Raw genomic sequence first — 771 nt, forward strand, 5'->3', positions numbered from 1 at the left:
CGAATCACCATATAATCCCTGTATCAATAATGGAATTTTCAGTGCAGCAGCTTGTTTGTTCAATACCCTTAAAGTCTCAATGGGCATCCCCAGTGACGCAAATATATAAACCCCATGAAAATCCTCATTTGGTGTCACTAACTGCTGACGTATGTCATCCATATAATCCTGAAAATAGTTTTGCATCTGCGTTTGCGCATCACTGAGTTTTGCGGATGTGATGTGTGCATAATCACGAGCATATCGCTGATAATCCTGTGCTTTAGCGCTGGCACTTTTGCCATAGCTTTTGACCTGCGTATAATATCCTTTGGCAGCGTCTGTTAGCTTTGCTTGTAGTGATTCAACCTGTTGTTGATCGTAACTATTACGCTGAGTATCCGCCTGCACTACCCCTGTTAACATCAGCAGGTTAACAACCAATGATACTTGTATAACTAAGCGTAAACTCAATGACTTAAACAAGTTATATAACTTGAAGTGACATAAAAACATATTGATTTACTCCTGTGAATGAACGTCTTAAGTGTTTAAGTACTTAAGCTCAAAAAGTTTTTAGTTTTTAGGAAAAGTAAAAAGTAAAAAGTGAGAAGTGATAAGTAAAAAATTCAAAGCACGGTTATAAATAAACACAATTGCGCTTCCTGAAGTTTAATAGCCCAAAGTTGGTTCCTGACACAATATGGTCTTTGCCTGCTTCTGAAATAACCGTTGTTGTGGTGTACGGATGCGATAAATAAGGCTCTGGCACGACATTCGTAAACTGATAAC

Annotated in this window: 1 protein-coding gene; it reads right to left on the reverse strand. The window is 38.1% G+C overall.

Going from position 1 to position 771, the window contains the following annotated elements:
- Positions 1 to 495 (reverse strand): hypothetical protein (locus tag DNJ75_RS15030; protein ID WP_206609141.1); only part of this gene is annotated, 495 nt, incomplete at its 3' end.
- Positions 496 to 771 lie beyond the last annotated feature (276 nt).

It is taken from the genome of Cysteiniphilum litorale (assembly GCF_003428165.1).
In the GTDB taxonomy this organism is placed as follows: Bacteria; Pseudomonadota; Gammaproteobacteria; order Francisellales; family Francisellaceae; genus Caedibacter; species Caedibacter litoralis.